Source organism: uncultured Pedobacter sp. (genome assembly GCF_913776295.1).
GTDB lineage: Bacteria > Bacteroidota > Bacteroidia > Sphingobacteriales > Sphingobacteriaceae > Pedobacter.
On record NZ_CAJYOJ010000087.1, the window covers coordinates 83,644 to 101,824 of the forward strand.

The following is an 18,181-nucleotide window of genomic DNA, read 5'->3' on the forward strand; positions in this document are numbered from 1 at the left end:
TTCTTAAATATTATTGTTTATATGTACTCGTTCTGTAAACCAGTAAGTACAGGTAAAACTGTAAACTAAATAACAGCGTAGAAAACAAAATATGCAGTGCCTGCGCTGCTGGTGGAAAAGCGATGTATGCTAAAGCTAACCCACTTAATAACTGTACAAAGAGCGTAACTAAAATAAACTTAGCGGTTAATAAAGGAGCAGCTTTACCACTAAAACGATCAATAACCATCTTGTAAACCACACCGTTGCTGACTACTACCAATATGGCCAGATCACGGTGATAAGAGAAAATACTTCCCACCCTCGAAATCCATGTTGCTTTACCACTATAAGCCAAAGATTTTGCAATTACATCAATGGCTTCCCTTACTTCGGTACCCAAAATAATCTGAGCAATACTTACCACTAGTGTAAAGAACAAAAACCCTTTTAGCCATAATATTTTATACATAATTACTGAAGGCACTTTATTAAGCTGCTTTGCGTAATGATAAGTATAAATAGAAATAGCCAAAATAACCAATGCTAAAAGCATGTGTACGGTGACCACCCACTGTGCCAGATTAGTTGACACCACTATGGATCCCAACCAGGCCTGATAGCCCACAACGAAAATATTAAGTATGCTTAATACAATAATTCGTTTAGCCGTTTTCCGATAGGTGAAAGAATAAATTGCGGTTAGCAATAAAAAGATACCGGCAGCTACCCCGGCTAAGCGGTTCAGGTATTCTGTCCAGGTTTTGCCTGGATTGAATTCTTCGGGTATAGTAATGCTTTTATCATACCTGATACTATCGGCAAGGGCTACTTTACCCATACTTTCCAGATACCTGGCAAACTTTTCATTCTTCTTTAACCTTCCTGCTACATACTTCTCTTTATAATTGGCTGGAAGTTGAGATACATCAGTTGGCGGAATGTAACGGTCGAAACATTTTGGCCAATCCGGGCATCCCATGCCTGATCCGGTACTGCGAACAATACCTCCGGCGAGTACAACCAATAGCGTAACTATGATGGTTATAAGATTAATGCTAATGAAACGCTGTTCTGATCTGCTGACCATATATCTATTAAGATGAAAAGGGTATCCGGATAAGCAGAAACTTAATCAGATACCCCTTTAAAATTTTATGCTAGGCTTAAACTAGCCTTTGTTTTCTGTAACAGGATTAGCTAATTCCCATTCTTGCTGGATTTTCTCTGCTTCCTCATTTCCTTCAAAATCGTGAGGTAAATTAGAACTCATGGTTTGAGAGAAAGGAACGGTTTGAGGAATGAAATCCGCATCATGTCCCGGCTTGCTGTAATCATAAGGCCATCTGTAAACTGTTGGAATTTCACCAGGCCAGTTACCGTGTAAATGTTCAACAGGCGCAGTCCATTCTAACGTATTAGATTCCCATGGATTCTGAGGAGCTACTTTTCCTTTAAAGATGGAATAAAAGAAGTTAAACAAGAACGCTACCTGAGCCAGAGCTGCCATGATAGCTGCCCATGTTACAAATACGTTAACGGTTAACCATTTCTTCATAAATTCAAACTCGGTAAATGCATAGTAACGACGTGGTACACCATCCAAACCTAAGAAGTGAAGCGGGAAGAATACCAGGTAAGCTGCAATGAATGTTAACCAGAAGTGTAAGTATCCTAATTTAGCATTCATCATTCTACCGAACATTCTAGGAAACCAGTGATAAACCCCTGCAAGCATACCAAAAATTGCTGCAGATCCCATTACCAGGTGGAAGTGGGCAACAACAAAGTATGTATCGTGTAAGTTAATATCTAATGATGCATTTCCTAAGAAAATACCGGTTAAACCACCTGAGATAAAGAATGAAACCAAACCGATAGCAAACAACATCGCCGGAGTGAAACGGATATTTCCCCTCCATAATGTAGCCAAATAGTTAAATGTTTTTACTGCAGATGGTACCGCGATAATCAAGGTGGTAATCATAAATACACCGCCCAATAATGGGTTCATACCTGTTACAAACATATGGTGACCCCAAACGATAAACGATAATACAGTAATCCCGATTAGCGAGTAAACCATTGCATGATAACCAAAGATCGGTTTACGTGCATTAACTGAAATCACTTCAGATGAGATACCCAATGCTGGCATAATTACGATATAAACCTCAGGGTGACCTAAGAACCAGAATAAGTGTTGCCATAAGATCGGCGAACCACCTTCATTTGGTAAAATATCAGTACCCATTACAATATCAGATAGATAGAAACTGGTACCAAAACTACGGTCAAATACCATTAATACCACACCAGCTACAAGAACCGGGAAAGATAAAATACCTAAAATCGCAGTTAAAAAGAAAGCCCAAATGGTTAATGGCATTTTCCAAAGGTCCATCCCTTTGGTACGCATGTTTAAAATTGTACTTACGTAGTTGATACCACCCATTAAAGATGACGCTACGAAAAGTACCATACTGATTAACCACAACGTCATACCTAAACCTGAACCCGGCATCGCTTTAGCAACTACAGATAATGGAGGATAAACCGTCCAACCACCTGATGCTGGTCCTGTTTGGATGAAGAATGACGACATCATGATCACACAAGCCATAAAGAAGAACCAGTATGAAAGCATGTTTAAAAATGGAGACGCCATATCTCTTGCCCCTACCTGAAGTGGGATCAATAAGTTACTAAAGGTACCACTTAATCCGGCGGTTAGTACAAAGAATACCATAATGGTACCGTGAATGGTTACTAAAGCCAGATAAAAGTCAGGCTTAATACGACCTCCTTCGGCCCATTTACCCAGGAATGTTTCTAAGAAAGGGAAGTTCTGATCTGGCCATGCCAATTGAATACGGAATAAGATGGACAAGCCCATTGCAATTACCGCCATAATGATACCGGTAATCAAAAATTGCTTGGCAATCATTTTATGATCCATACTAAAGATGTACTTTGAAATCAAAGTCTCCTTATGATGCCCATGATCAGCGTGATCGTGATTGTGTTCGTCGTGTAATGCTATTGTTGACATAATTCGTTCGCTCCTGCTTAATATTATTTATTTAAAGCCATTTGGTTAGTTTTTACAGCTGATGAATCTTTAGCTGCTGAGTCTGCTTCTGATTTTACAGGCGCAGGTGCCACTGGCAAATTAAATTGTTTCCTTAAATCGTCGTTTAAGTATGTTTTTTGTTCTGCAATCCAGGTTTTGTATTCAGCCTCTGATACTACACGAACAACTTTTTGCATGTTATAGTGACCTGATCCGCAGATTTTAGCACATAAAAAAAGATAATTAAAGTTAGGATCGTTAGTTTCCTGCTGCATTTCTGCAGTTGTTTTTGTAGGTGTGAATTCAAATATCGTTCTCATACCTGGTACGGTATTTAACTGCACCCTAAAGTGTGGCATATAAAAACTGTGAATTACATCTTTACTGGTCAGGATAAGTTTAACTGGTTTGCCCACAGGAAGCACCATCTCATCTGCCATTTCATCATCACGGGAATTAACATCTTTAAAGTCAATACCCAATGTATTGGTAGCCGTAGTCAGCTTATAATTTTTGTTACCTACTATTCCATCAGCTCCAGGATAACGGATAGACCATTTAAACTGCTCTGAAGTAACTTCGATCTGTAATGGCTTGTTATTTGGATCTTCCACTTTGAAGAAGATAGATCTCCAGGTTAAGAAACCCATTAAAACCAAAACCGTTAATACTAAAGCCGGAACGATTGTCCAGATTTTTTCGATGGTATTATTATGTGGATAGTAGTAAGCTTTTCTTTTAGCAGAGTACTTATAGATGTAAGAAAATCCGAATAACAGGATGTGTGTTACCACAAATACGATTGTGGTAATGATTAATGTTAGATTAAACATTCTATCAATTTTCTTTCCGTGCTCAGATGCAGCATCAGGAAGTAACATTGATCCGTGTACTGTATATTCCCAATATACTCCATATAAACCGATCACCAGAAACAATGCAAACAAACTTGCATGTACCCTGTTCCAGTTGATACCAACAGGTTTACCCTGTGCTTCGCGGCTTAACTCATATACTTTTATTGCTTTACCAATAATGGCAATGAATAAGCATACTGCAAGGAAAACCAGAATATAAAATATTACCGATTTATAAACCTCGCCCATATCAACCTTCGGTGCCGCGGCAGCACCTGCTGCTGCATCTTGCGCAAATACGCTAGTGTTTGCAAAAACAGTAGTCAATACTGCTAAAGCTGCGGTCGTTTTATTCGTTATAAACTTTCTTAAACTCATTTTCTTAAAAGTAGTACGCTGTACTGCTAATTATAATAATAATTAAATATTTGCTCTATCCTATCACCACTATAGCTGATGATGCAAACTTTCTTGTAATAATGGGTGATTCTTTGCAATTAAAGGCTTTTTGCTCAACGATGATAAAACCGTAAAGGTAAACAATCCTACGAAACCTAATGCAATACCGATTTCTACAATTCCAAAACCATTATGACCATCCTCAACCGCACCTGGCATAATCATCTGGTAATAATCTACCCAGTGACCTAATAATACCACGATAGAAACGAATAATAATTTGGCATCGGTTCTTTTGTTATCTCTGTCCATTAATAATAATACTGGGGCTAAGAAATTCATGGCCAGGTTTAAGAAAAACCAGAACTTATAATATTCAAAACGTTTGTAGAAATATACAGTCTCCTCAGGCATATTCGCATAGTAGATCAATAAGAATTGAGCAAACCATACATAAGTCCAGAAGATGGAGAAACCAAAAATAAACTGGCCTAAATTGTGTAAGTGGCTATTGTTAACCCATTGCATATAACCTGCTCTTCTTAATAAGATCAGGATAACAGCAATTGTAGCTAAGCTGCTTACCCACATTGCGGCGAAGTTATACCAGCCAAACATGGTAGAGAACCAGTGTGCCTCTAAAGACATGATGGTATCAAAAGCAAATACAGGTGTAGTGAAACCATAAATTACCAGGAAGATACAGGCATTTTTAAAGCTTTTTCTATATGAATTTAAACCACCTGCCAAATCTTCGTTATAAGAAAACTTGACAAACATGATCGAAAATATACTATAAACACCCAAGAATACCACTTGGCGACCTAAGAAAAAAGGTACATTTAGGAACACTGATTTACCTGCAATAATAGCATCATAATTAGGACTATTTTGATCAGTTAATCCCTCTGCATGCCAGTGGTGATATAAGTTGTGTGAGTATAATCCTGCTGAAATAACCACTACAAGTATTACAGCGGCTATAGGCAAGGTTTTCGCCATAGCCTGTGGTACACGTAAAATTGATGCAGACCATCCTGCCTGCGCTACATATTGAACAGCCAGGAAAAATGTACCAGACATACAAACGCATGCAAAGTAATATGCCATAAGCAACAGGTTAGCAAAAGTCCGTTCGTGCATTACTTTATCGCCAGCCAAAAAACCGAACAATACAGCTGCAATACCGATAACGATACCAACAATGCTTAACGTTTTTACTTTACCTGTAAACTCAAACTGTTCACTAAAATTAATATTGTGAGTTCCCATTTATATTTGCTTTACTATTGTCCTTTTTGTAATTGTTGAACATACATCACCACTTTCCAACGATCTGTTGGTGAGATTTGCGAAGCATGCGAGCCCATGTTATTTACACCATATGTAATGGTATGATAGATTTTACCCGCGGTAAGATCAACCATATTACCGCCTCTGGATGATGAACCGGTTTGGTAAGCAGGTACACCACTAAATTTCTCAATTTTAACCAGGTGTCCCTGTCCGTCTCCTTTATCTCCGTGGCAAGGGCTACAGAAAACGGTAAATAAGTGTTTACCCTGAGCCAGATTAACCGTATCAACCGGTAACGGATTTACCATACTCACTCCTGCTGCTTCATATCCTTCTTTAGTATTAGGATATTCGTCGTATTCAGTAAAACCTACCGGTTTAGTATGTGCAGGAGGTAACTGAGCCGTTTTACCATCGTTAAAATTTTTGTTTGGCTGATCCGGATTATAAGCAATCGGATCATACATGTTTCTGGCATATTCTAAGCCAGTACTGCGTTTATCTTTACAAGCAGAAAAGGTAGCTGCAAAAGCGATAGCTAAAAACGCTGTGTAAACAAATTTATTCTTATTCATAGCTAATGTACTTCCTTTCATTATACTTTATTTCTAAAGCACCTGCTTCTTTTAATAATCCATCAATTACAGTATGTGCTGCATTGTCTTTCGCATCTACTGCAATCACAAAGCGATCATCAGTAGCACGTAGATCCATCACTCTTGGTGCTCTTCCCGGAAATAAGTGAGTAGATGCATAATAAGTTAACACCATACCGAAAGCACAGAATAATACGGTAAGCTCGAACATTATCGGAATAAAATCCGGCAATGCAAATGATGGTTTACCCCCTATGTTTACCCTCCAATCGATTACTGCGCAGAAATAAATCAAAGCGAATGCACAGCAAGTACCGGTAATACCAAAGCAAAATGCTGCGATATCGATTCTGGATCTCTTAATTCCTAATTTGGCTTCTATTCCGTGTATAGGCATCGGTGTATATACATCATAAATACTGATGTTATTTTCCTGAAGCTTTTCGATGCCGTGCATCATTTCATCAGGATCGCCAAAGCTGCCTAAAATATATTTGATATCACTCATTGTTATATTTTTGCGTAATCTTCTTGTTTAACACTATCAAATTTTTCTAAAGACTCTATGTATTCAGCTACATATTCTTTATTCTCATGCCCCTCTTTAATCTGTTTCATTTTAGCCTGCTCACTTGCAGTTTTTAATAATAATTTAACCTCTGCAATAGCAATTGATGGCAATACCCTTAGGAACAATAAGAATAAGGTGAAGAATAATCCAATCGAACCTACGAATACACTGATATCAACCCAGGTTGGATAGAACATAGCCCAGCTTGATGGAATATAATCGCGGTGCAGTGAAGTAACGATAATTACGAAACGCTCAAACCACATACCTACGTTTACCACGATTGATAAAATCCAGGTAGCTTTAATACTTAAACGGATCTTTTTGAACCATAATAACTGTGGAGAGATTACGTTGCAAGTCATCATCATCCAGTAAGACCACCAGTAAGGACCAGTAGACCTATTGATAAATGCATACTGCTCATACTCTGAACCTGAATACCATGCGATAAAAAACTCAGTTAAATAAGCAACACCTACGATTGATCCGGTTAAGATGATGATTTTATTCATCGACTCAATGTGGAACATGGTGATGTAATTTTCTAAGCCCAATACTTTACGTGCAACCAACAATAAAGTTAATACCATCGCAAATCCTGAGAAAATCGCACCTGCCACGAAGTATGGCGGGAAGATGGTGGTATGCCATCCCGGAATTACCGATGTTGCAAAGTCCATGGATACGATGGTGTGTACCGAAAGTACAAGCGGTGTAGAAATACCAGCTAAGATTAATGACACCGCTTCGAAACGTTGCCAGGTTTTCACACTTCCACTCCATCCAAAAGAGAAGATAGAATAGATTTTTCTACGGGTACCCACCGCACGGTCGCGGATCGTTGCAATATCTGGTAGTAAACCAGTGTACCAGAATAATAATGACACCGAGAAATAAGTGGAGATCGCAAACATATCCCATACCAATGGTGAGTTAAAGTTTACCCAAAGTGATCCAAACTGATTTGGTAAAGGTAAAACCCAATAGGCTAACCAAGGACGGCCCATGTGAGATACCACATACGTTGCGGCACAGATTACGGCGAAAATAGTCATCGCCTCTGCCGAGCGGTTGATGGAGTTACGCCAGTTCTGACGGAAGAGTAACAGTACTGCCGAAATAAGTGTTCCCGCGTGACCGATACCTACCCACCATACGAAACCGGTGATATCCCATGCCCAACCTACTGTTTTATTTAAGCCCCATGCACCGATACCATTCCAAAAAGTGTAACTAACAGCTACTACCCAAAGTAAAGCACCTAATGCTGAAACGATGAAACCAATCCACCAGGCCTTGTTCGGCTTGTTTTCTACCGGCATTAAAATATCATCCGTAATTTTGGCATACGTGATATTATCGCCGGTAATTAATGGTTCTCTAAGTATTGATTCGTTATGTCCTGACATAATTTGTATTTTCTTTATACTAAGCTTACGCTTGTACTGTTGTATCTGTATTTCTAATTTTTGTCATGTAGCCGATACCCGGTTTCACATTGATCTCTTCCAATACGTAGTAGATACGCTCAGAACGTAATGCTTTTGAAACCTCTGAATTTGGATCGTTTGCATCTCCAAATACAATCGCATTTGCTGAACAAGCTTCCTGACAAGCCATTTTAATATCGCCATCTTTTAATGGACGTTTCTCCAGTTTGGCTTGCAATTTGCCACCTTGTATACGTTGAATACACATTGAGCATTTTTCCATTACCCCTCTTGAACGTGTAGTTACATCAGGGTTTAAAACCAATTGGGTAAACTCGTTATTTAAATAGTTATCGAAACGTGAATCGTTCCAGTAGTTAAACCAGTTGAAACGACGTACTTTGTACGGACAGTTATTTGCACAGTAACGTGTACCTACGCAACGGTTGTAAGCCATGTGGTTTAAACCATCACTGGAGTGTACAGTTGCCAATACCGGACAAACCGTTTCGCAAGGTGCATGGTCACAGTGTTGACACAACATCGGTTGGTGAACTACAGAAACGTGATCCAGGTCTTCTAACTTGGCAATTTCTTTCTCTTTGGTTACATCACCATTCTTAGTTTCGTAGCTGTAATAACGGTCGATACGGATCCAGTGCATTTCACGGCGACGGCGAACCTCATCGCGGCCTACAACAGGGATATTGTTTTCTACGTTACAGGCAACAATACAAGAACCACAACCTGTACAGGCATTCAAATCGATCGCCATTACCCAGTTGTTACCAGGTTTTTCATATTGATCCCACAGATCGTAATTTTTATGCTCACCTTTTTCGTTACCTGCACCAGCATTTTTTAAATACTCTGCAAATGTAGCTTCTTTAATTACGGCACGGCCTTCAAAAGAGTGGTGAGTTTGTGTTTGTGCAAGCTCATAGTAACCGCCTGTTGGGCTGATGGTTACGTTTGTAGCATATTGCATGGTTCCGTTTACAAAAGAAACAAACGGGAAAGCATTTTTACCAACCTCATTACCAGCTTTACCAGCTTTGGTACGGCCGTAACCTAATGCGATAGATGCCGTTCCCTGTGCTTGTCCTGGCTGGATTAATACCGGAAGATCTACCGAATATCCGTTGCTTCCTTTAACAGAAACCACATCAAACTCTTTAACCTTTAATTTTTCTGCAGTTTTAGGTGCAAGGGCAACGAAGTTATCCCAGGTTACTTTCGATACCGGATCTGGTAACTCCTGTAAAAATGCGTTATTGGCATTTTTACCATCACGCATCGGTACGTTTTCGTAAACCTGTAACTCAATCTGGTCACCGCCTTTAAAAGCTTTGCTGCTATTGGCAATTGAAGTAGCAACCTGCGCCAATGATTGTGTGAATGAATAAGCACCAGCAGTTTTTGCAGTTGCCGTAACCACACCTTTTTCCAAAACCTCTTCCCATTTCAAACCAACCGCTGGTAACATTTTAGCTTCCCAGTTGCTACGAACAAACTGATAGTAGTCTTTAACAGGCGCATCAGCCCATGTTAATAAACTTTCTTCAGCCTGGCGACTGTTAAAAACAGGGTTAATTGTTGGCTGAACGATAGAATAATACCCTTCGTAAGCGTTTGCATCACCCCATGATTCCAAATAATTATGGTTAATGGCAATTGCATCACAAGCCGTAGCGGTTTCATCTGCACGATCAGCGAATGAAATCTTCGCAGGAACCTTTGCCAAAGCATCGGTAAATGCTTTAGTATTCGGAGCATCATAAACCGGGTTGGTGTTTAAGAATAAAACTGCACCAACTTCGCCACGGTTCATTTCAGCAACTAAGCCATTAAATTCGGCATCGTTACCGGCATATAAATAACAAGGGTTATCTAAATCAATGGTGGTACCATAACTTCCGATAGCGGCGTTAATGGCATTTACTAAAATCTGGGTAGACACATCGTTCGAACCACAAACTACCAGGCCTTTACCTTTAGCTTGTACTAATTCTTTAGCTACCAGTTTAATTACCTTATCAGCGGTAGCATTGTTGCCCAATGTTCCGCCAGGTAAAGCATTACCAGTAATTGCATTATACAAGGCAATTAAAGCAGGTCCTTCTTCCGATAATTTAACCGGAACACGGGTATCTGCATTGGTACCTGTTAAGCTCATTCCACTTTCGAACTGAATGTGGCGGCTCATTTTTTTATTTTCTAACGATTTGTAGTTACGGTTAGCAGTATATTGAGCAGTAAACTCTTCTCCGCTAATCCACGTACCTAAGAAATCGGCCCCGAAACTTACAATTAAATCAGCCTTATCAAAGTTGTATTTAGGTAATACTGCTTTACCGAAACTATTTTGGTTGGCCTGGATCATACCGGTATAAGACACGGCATCATACTGCACCAGTTTAGTTGCAGGGTATTTTGCAATAAATTGTGCAATAACCGCATTGGTTGACGGACTGTTTACCGTTGATGATACCAAACGGATTTTTTTGCCACCAGCCTGTGCTTTTGCTAATTCGCCCTTTACAAAGCTGTCGATTTTTGCCCAGGTAGTTTCTTCAACTTTTCCATCTTTTACTAAAGCTGGTGCTTTTAGTTTAGATACATCATACAAATCTAAAACCGACGCCTGCGCTCTCGCATCTGTACCACGGAAAAACTGACCTGCGTTTGGATTCGGCTCAATTTTAATCGGGCGGCCCTCTCTGGTTTTAACTAAAATACTCTGGCCATTAAAACTCGAAGTATAATAGTTAGGAATACCCGGGGTAACCTCTTCAGGTTTTACCAGGTAAGGAATAGATTTATGAACAGGAGCAGTTTGACACGCTGCTAAAGTTACTGCACCCAAACCAAAACCTAACGCCTTTAAAAAGTCGCGGCGTGGGGTAACGGTACTTAACCCTGCTTCATTTAAAACATCTTCTATTGGAAGTGGCTCGGCGAATTCGTTTTTGTTATTTTTAACAAAATCGGGTGTATTGTTGTACTCCTCTAAGCCTTTCCAGTATTTTTTGTTGCTTTCCATTTAAGCTATATTACTGTTTATTCGAACGTTCTTACTAAACTCTATCTATTAATAGTGGCATTTACCACACTCTAAACCACCCAACAACGCTGGTGTAATTTTCTCGCCTTTTTTAATCTTTTCATGCGCTTCGATTACCTTAGCGTAGAAAGCATTGTTTTTCTGACCAGAAATATCTGTTTCCTTATGGCAGTTAATACACCATTTCATGGTTAACGGAGAATATTGGTAAATTTCTTCCATGGTATTAACCGGACCGTGACAAGCGAAACATACCGGCTCTGTTGGTTGTAATCCTTTTGCTTTGCGGATCGCATCTTCTGCAACAACTACGTGTTGAGAGTGGTTGAAGTAAGCAAAATCAGGAAGATTGTGTACACGTACCCACTCCATTGGTTTAGCTTTACTCTCGTCATATTTCTGTGTTTCAGGATCGTAACCTAAAGCATTGTAGATTTTTTTGATCTCAGGAGAAACTTCACCATCATATTTATCTCTTGCCTGTACTGCTTTATGGCAATTCATACAAACATTTAATGATGGTATAGATGCATTCTTTGATTTAAATGCACCAGAGTGGCAATACTGGCAATCGATCTGATTGACACCTGCATGCAGCTCGTGCGAGAATTTAATTGGCTGAACCGGCTGATAACCAGTATGAACACCGGTGTTCCACATGCCCATCCAACCGAATGAACCTAAACAGATGATTAAACACAAGATAAAGAACATCACAAATTTCTTGTTTTTGAACATCTTGCGCACACCAACCTTTAACGGCACATCTTCCTCGATTTCGATACCTTGTTTCTGTAGAATCAAACGCTCCAATAACTTGGAAGCACGACCTAAGATTACCAAAATAACAATGGCTAATACAACAATGGCAACAATACCTGCGATTGATAAACCTGAAGTACCCTGATCTTTAGCTAAGGTAGAAGAAGCTACGGTTGCATCACCTGCTGGTTTAGGTTCACCTTCTTTAATGTAAGCTAAGATATCTTTTACCTTGGTTTCATCTAACTCAGGAAAAGAGGTCATTGGTACTTTTCCATTCTCGTTAAAAAGTTTAACAGCCTCAGGGTTACCAGAAGCTACGAGACCCTGCGAATTTGGAATCCATTTTAAAAGGAACTCTTCCGAGTGGCGATCACTTACACCCTTTAAGGCCGGACCAACTAATTTAGCATCTAATGCGTGGCACGAAGAACATTTAGCTTTGAAAAGCGTTCTTCCTTCTTTAGCATCCTGCGCATTTACGGTAGAAACCGCTATTACGGAAATTGCTGAAAACACGAATAACGACTTCCAAACGCTTTTTAAAATCATCGAGATATCTCTCATAATGAACACTTTATACTTATTTAATTTACTTTTTGTTGTGAAATTGATGCTGAACTAGGGGTAGCCCCACCAAAACTTGAACAAAAGTATAACTTATTAATAAATCCCATGACATAATAGTGACTTGAAATACAATTTATAATCATTCTAAACAAATGCCATTTCAAGCCATTCCGGCAATAAAAATGCCCATTTTTAAGATGTTATCTCCAATGGGCATACTAGAAACCGATTTGGTCTATTTATTTTTCTGATTATTGTTTTAATATCCAGGCAAACATTAACGGCGCTACAATTGTGGCATCACTTTCCACAATAAATTTTGGAGTGTGGATATCCAGTTTACCCCAGGTAATCTTTTCGTTTGGTACAGCTCCGGAATAAGAACCATAAGAAGTTGTTGAATCAGAAATCTGGCAGAAATAACTCCAGAAAGGAATATTTTCCATTTCCATATCCTGATAAAGCATTGGCACTACACAAATCGGGAAATCGCCGGCAATACCGCCCCCAATCTGAAAGAAACCAATTCCTTTACCCTCCGAGTTTTTAACATACCAGTCGGCAAGCCAGCCCATATACTCAATCCCACTTTTCATGGTGGTCGCTTTGAATTCGTTTTTGATTACATAGGAAGCAAAAATGTTACCCATGGTTGAGTCTTCCCATCCCGGTACCACGATTGGTAAATTCTTTTCTGCCGCAGCCAGCATCCACGAGTTTTTAGGATCAATCTCATAATATTGTTCCAAAACACCACTTAGCAGCATTTTATACATAAACTCATGTGGGAAATATCTTTCACCGGCATCATCTGCATCTTTCCAGATTTTGTGGATGTGTTTTTGTAAACGGCGGAAAGCTTCTTCTTCCGGAATACAGGTATCGGTAACACGGTTGTAATGGTTCTCTAGAAGATCCCATTCATCCTGCGGACTTAAATCGCGATAGTTTGGCACGCGTTTATAATGAGAATGTGCCACCAGATTCATAATATCTTCTTCAAGGTTTGCACCTGTACAAGAAATAATGGCCACTTTATCCTGGCGAATCATCTCTGCAAGTGAAATTCCCAATTCTGCAGTACTCATTGCACCAGCAAGTGTGATCATCATTTTACCACCTTCATCTAAATGCGTTTCGTATCCTTTAGCCGCATCCATCATTGCAGCAGCATTAAAATGGAGGTAATTACGCTCCATAAACTTAGATATCGGTCCTCTTGTATTGCTCATTTCGTTTTGTATTGTTTGCCGCAAAAATAGGTATTTAGGCCGAAAGCTGAAAACTTAAAAGTGTATAGCGGTTGGAGTGTGGCGTTTGGTGTTGAATTAGTCCTGAGTCCAGAGTCTACAGTCCGTAGTCGATTAACCGATTCCCCTCATAATTGTCATCCTGAGGGATAATTTATTGTATAAAAATCAATATGATTGACGTACAATTGTTTTCTTGTAGTCCTACGGCGCAATCTTACCTCGGCTCACCGCCGCCGAATGGCTCTTACTTTTTGGCATCAAAAAGTAACAAAAATGCCGGCTGAAAATTTTTCTTTCAAAGCCAGTAATAGGGCTTGGTCGGTGGAGTCCGAAAAATTTGTTAGGCCGGACTTAAGTAGAACGGAGACCCAATGCGAAGGCCTTGTTGGATGGAAATGCATATTTCATAAGTGACTAATTATCAAATAATTAAAAATTAACGTCAATGGTAGTCTGTCGAAGGACGTTCCTTTACACTTTTTGAAGCGTTTCGACAGGCTCGATGTGACAAATTCTAATGTAATCAGGTTTATGATACAACCCTTTTTTTGGATGCTAATTCCCTGTTAGCTCATAATTTTCGAAATCTGTTGAGATCGTAATGGCTTTCCAGTTGTTAAACTCTTTTGTTAATGACTCGATTTTGCTGTTGGCTCTTTGAAAAGCATCTTTTCCCAGGAGTAAATGAACCGGAGGATTAGGCATACCGGCCAATGAGATCATAGCTGCTGCAGCTTTTTCAGGGTCGCCAATTTGCTGACCATCCATTTTTAAGTATTTGTTGTGTATTGTCCGTACCTCTTCATACTCGGCAATTGGGTTGGCAGCCAAAACCAATGAGTCGGCAGTTAAGAAACTGGTTCTGAAGGCACCAGGCGCTACCACTGTTACCTTAACACCAAATTCTTTAAGGTCTTCTGCCGATACCTCCGACAACGCAATTACTGCCGATTTCGCTGCCGAATATATCGCCCAGCCAGTTGCACCGGCTATGCCCGCAATTGATGCGATGTTGATGATGTGGCCAGCTCGTTGCGCCCTTAAATGAGGTGAAACCTTTCTGATGACGTTTATTGTTCCAAAAACATTTACGTCAAAACTGTTGCGCGTTTCCGCATCAGTCAATTCTTCTATGCTTCCACCAATGCCATAACCTGCATTATTGATTACAACATCTATTCTGTCGAATTTTGCAATAGTTGCTTGTATTGCATCCTCTACACTTTTTTCGTCAGCAAGATTAACGGCCAGAGGAAGAAATTTTCCCGTTTCATCATTTACTGCTTTTTTAAGCTCATCTATATTTCTTGAGGTAGCTGCCACAGCTTGGCCAGCCCTTAATAACTGATGAACTAAACTTAATCCTAAGCCCTTTGAAGCTCCGGTAATAAACCAAACTTTTTTCATGCCCATAGTTTTATCCTTTTTTGTTAAGACAAAATTACAGTGCAAGTGAATTTAGGCTATTACGAGAATCAAACTGATTGTTACGAAATTCAAACAATCCGGTAAGAAGTAGGCGTGTGGTTGGTTAATCTTTTGAAAAAGTTGTTGAAATGGGTTGGCTCTTCAAATCCGAGGCAATAACCTATTTCTGAAATATTCCAGTCCGTATGCTTCAATAGTGCTTTGGCTTCTCTTAATAAACGTTCTGTAATATAATGGGTAGTTGTTTTGCCAGTAGTTTCTTTTATCGCACGGTTTAAATGGTTTACGTGTACCGAAAGCTGCGACGCATAATCTTTGGCTGAGCGCATGGTAAACCTTTGGGTGGTGGTTTCAATGGGAAACTGACGCTCTAGTAATTCTGTAAAAACAGCGGTAATCCTGGCATTGGCGTCCGTATGCCTTAATAAATTTCCGGAAGGCTCTGTTTTCAAAGCAAAATGGGTAATTTCGGTAATGTAGTTACGGAGCAGATCATATTTATAGAGATAATCAGAATTAATTTCCTCAAACATCTTCGCAAAAATAGCTTCGATATGCTTGTCCTGTTGTTCATTTAAAATGTATGCGGGTTTTCCTCCATGGGTAAACATCGGTAAATCGCCAATGTTTCCACGAATCTTTTCGGTGAAAAAAGCCTCGGTAAAAATGCAAAAATAACCGGTTACCTCACTTTGTTTGCCGCTGCCCAGTTCCCAGGTGTAAGGTACAAGCGGATTAAAAAAAATTAAAGCTGTACCATTAATTTCGATACTCCTGTCTGCATAGTGGTAAACGTTATGACCACGCGTGAGGCAGATTTTGTAATAATCCCTTCGGTTATAACTCATCGGCTTGCGATCATCCCTTAAACAATCTTCCAGTTTGAAAACGTTAAAATGACCTACGCCATTCCGGAGGTTATCAGGCAGAAACCTGAATTTGTTCTGATAAAAATCTTCTATCGTTTCTGGTTTGTTCATAAAGCAAAGTTACAAAATTCAAACCTAACTTACGTTTTTTAGGTTGATGGTGAATAGGATTGGACTAAATATCGGTCAGCGTGTATTATTTTAACATTTTAATACCAACATAGAAGACTCTACTGCTTCTGCTGAACATTAAAATGGTATAGAGAGGATGCGAATAAAATGTTGTTTCCATTTAGATGACGGTTTTCAATATGGGAATTGTTACTTTCGCGGCATGAAGTGTAATCCTGGTTTTATATCAACTTTAGTAAAACGATTGGGCTGTATTAGCCCTTTGTATACATTAAATGTTGATTTTATCCAGAAGAATTGATTAAAAAAATTAAAATGAAAAGAGTAGTAGTAACTGGTTTAGGTGCGATAACTCCGCTTGGTAATAGCGTTGAGCAATTTTGGCAACAGATATTAGCTGGAGAAAGTGGCATTGGTCCCATTACAAAATTTGATCCGGGTAAATTTAAAACGCAATTTGCGGGCGAAGTAAAGGATTTTAATCCTGAAGAATACCTGGAGAAAAAAGAGATCAAAAAATACGACCTTTTTACGCAGTACGCCATTGCTTCGAGTGATCAGGCCATAGAAGATGCCAGATTGGATTTCAGGACCATGAATGATTGGGAATTGGCAGAAGTTGGCGTAATCTGGGCAACCGGAAACGGTGGTATAGGTACTTTCGAAGCGCAATTAGAAGAATTTCATGCCGGGGATGGCACGCCAAGATTTAACCCCTATTTTATACCAAAAATGATTGTTGATATCGCTGCCGGGGCCATTTCCATCCGCCATAAATTACGTGGACCAAATTATTGCACGGTTTCGGCATGTGCATCCTCCAATACTGCCATCGTAAATGCTTTTGATACGATCCGTTTGGGTAAAGCTAACGTGATGGTTGCCGGGGGCTCTGAAGCCGCTATCACCAAATCCTCTATGGGTGGATTCAGTGCCGCTCAGGCCTTATCAAAAAATAACAATGATCCTCAGGGTGCATCTAAACCTTTTGATAAAGACAGGGATGGCTTTGTGATGAGTGAAGGCGCGGGGGCTTTGGTGTTGGAAGAGCTGGAACATGCTTTGGCGCGTGGCGCAAATATTTATGCTGAGATCGTGGGTGGAGGAATGGCTGCAGATGCCTATCACCTTACCGGAACACCTCCGGATGGGATTGGCGCTGCTTTAGGTATGACAAAAGCGTTAAAAGATGCCGGGATTACTGCAGATAAAATTGATTATATTAATGCACATGCTACCTCAACCGGACTGGGTGATTTGAGTGAATTACGGGGTATTAGTGCTGTTTTTAGTGGTTTACCCGTAGTTATTGGTGCAACCAAATCCATGACAGGTCATTTGTTGGGTGCTGCCGGTGCAGTGGAAAGTTTGATCAGTATTTTATCAATAAGGGATAATATCATTCCACCTACCATCAATACTAAAAATCTCGACGAAAATATTCCAAAGGGATTAAATATTGTATTGGGCGAGCCTATTAGAAAGGAAATCAATTATGTGCTGAATAACACTTTTGGTTTCGGTGGTCACACAGCAAGTACTATTTTTAAAAAGTACGAAGCTTAATGGTCTCAAAAAATCCCACCCTGTCATTCTGAACGCAGTGAAGAATATTTTCACTACAGGAAAGTTTAATGTAATAGTGCTTTGCTGCTACACGATTAGGGAAGGGGTTCTTATTGCAGTTTCCTTGCTAGGACTCATTCAGGTGGTCGTCATTCCAGCGAATGCGGACAATCTTAAGCAAGCGCTTTAAGATTCCCAATCGAGTTGGGAATGACGATTTTTTGCTGGATTATCTGCTTAAATTTATCTTTCACTTAGTACTGGTCTTAGCATTTCGCTAAGACCTCATTCTTGTCACGGAGACACAAAAACATGGAAAATTAACTAGCAAAG

The 18,181-nt window shown here is 39.7% G+C and carries 13 protein-coding genes; 1 reads left to right on the plus strand and 12 read right to left on the minus strand.

The window, feature by feature from the left end; all coding sequences use genetic code 11:
- Nucleotides 1-10: 10 nt before the first annotated feature.
- The 12 genes from QZ738_RS20620 to QZ738_RS20675 all read right to left on the minus strand — a co-directional run bounded on the left by QZ738_RS20620 (nt 11) and on the right by QZ738_RS20675 (nt 16,261).
- Nucleotides 11-1,069, minus strand: coding sequence for a heme A synthase (locus QZ738_RS20620; protein WP_293790248.1), 1,059 nt, complete (start codon nt 1,067-1,069; stop codon nt 11-13).
- A gap of 81 nt (nt 1,070-1,150) precedes the next feature.
- Nucleotides 1,151-3,031 (minus strand): cbb3-type cytochrome c oxidase subunit I, encoded by a 1,881-nt coding sequence (locus tag QZ738_RS20625; protein ID WP_293790251.1) that lies wholly within the window; start codon nt 3,029-3,031, stop codon nt 1,151-1,153.
- 23 nt (nt 3,032-3,054) lie between these two features.
- Complete coding sequence (locus tag QZ738_RS20630) at nt 3,055-4,287, minus strand: cytochrome c oxidase subunit II (protein WP_293790253.1); 1,233 nt, start codon at nt 4,285-4,287, stop codon at nt 3,055-3,057.
- A 69-nt stretch (nt 4,288-4,356) separates the two neighbouring features.
- Nucleotides 4,357-5,580, minus strand: a complete 1,224-nt coding sequence (locus QZ738_RS20635; RefSeq protein WP_090986760.1) for a quinol:cytochrome C oxidoreductase — start codon at nt 5,578-5,580, stop codon at nt 4,357-4,359.
- Between the two features lie 14 nt (nt 5,581-5,594).
- Entirely contained in the window at nt 5,595-6,200 is a 606-nt protein-coding gene (locus QZ738_RS20640; RefSeq protein WP_293790255.1) for a cytochrome c, read from the minus strand.
- Nucleotides 6,172-6,708, minus strand: a complete 537-nt coding sequence (locus QZ738_RS20645) for a DUF3341 domain-containing protein (RefSeq protein WP_293790258.1) — start codon at nt 6,706-6,708, stop codon at nt 6,172-6,174. The genes QZ738_RS20640 and QZ738_RS20645 overlap by 29 nt, the downstream gene beginning before the upstream one ends.
- 2 nt (nt 6,709-6,710) lie before the next feature.
- Nucleotides 6,711-8,183 (minus strand): NrfD/PsrC family molybdoenzyme membrane anchor subunit, encoded by a 1,473-nt coding sequence (gene nrfD / locus QZ738_RS20650; RefSeq protein WP_293790261.1) that lies wholly within the window; start codon nt 8,181-8,183, stop codon nt 6,711-6,713.
- Between the two features lie 25 nt (nt 8,184-8,208).
- Complete coding sequence (locus tag QZ738_RS20655; RefSeq protein WP_293790264.1) at nt 8,209-11,247, minus strand: TAT-variant-translocated molybdopterin oxidoreductase; 3,039 nt, start codon at nt 11,245-11,247, stop codon at nt 8,209-8,211.
- Nucleotides 11,248-11,295: 48 nt separating this feature from the next.
- Nucleotides 11,296-12,597, minus strand: a complete 1,302-nt coding sequence (locus QZ738_RS20660) for a c-type cytochrome (protein WP_293790266.1) — start codon at nt 12,595-12,597, stop codon at nt 11,296-11,298.
- Nucleotides 12,598-12,851: 254 nt separating this feature from the next.
- On the minus strand, nt 12,852-13,832 hold the full coding sequence (locus QZ738_RS20665; RefSeq protein ID WP_293790269.1) for a deoxyhypusine synthase family protein: 981 nt from the start codon (nt 13,830-13,832) through the stop codon (nt 12,852-12,854).
- A 576-nt stretch (nt 13,833-14,408) separates the two neighbouring features.
- Entirely contained in the window at nt 14,409-15,260 is an 852-nt protein-coding gene (locus QZ738_RS20670; protein ID WP_367268616.1) for an SDR family NAD(P)-dependent oxidoreductase, read from the minus strand.
- Nucleotides 15,261-15,349: 89 nt separating this feature from the next.
- On the minus strand, nt 15,350-16,261 hold the full coding sequence (locus QZ738_RS20675) for an AraC family transcriptional regulator (protein ID WP_293790273.1): 912 nt from the start codon (nt 16,259-16,261) through the stop codon (nt 15,350-15,352).
- A 336-nt stretch (nt 16,262-16,597) separates the two neighbouring features.
- Here QZ738_RS20675 and fabF point away from each other — a divergent pair, with 336 nt between their 5' ends.
- On the plus strand, nt 16,598-17,848 hold the full coding sequence (gene fabF, locus QZ738_RS20680) for a beta-ketoacyl-ACP synthase II (protein WP_293790276.1): 1,251 nt from the start codon (nt 16,598-16,600) through the stop codon (nt 17,846-17,848).
- The last annotated feature ends 333 nt before the right edge of the window (nt 17,849-18,181 follow it).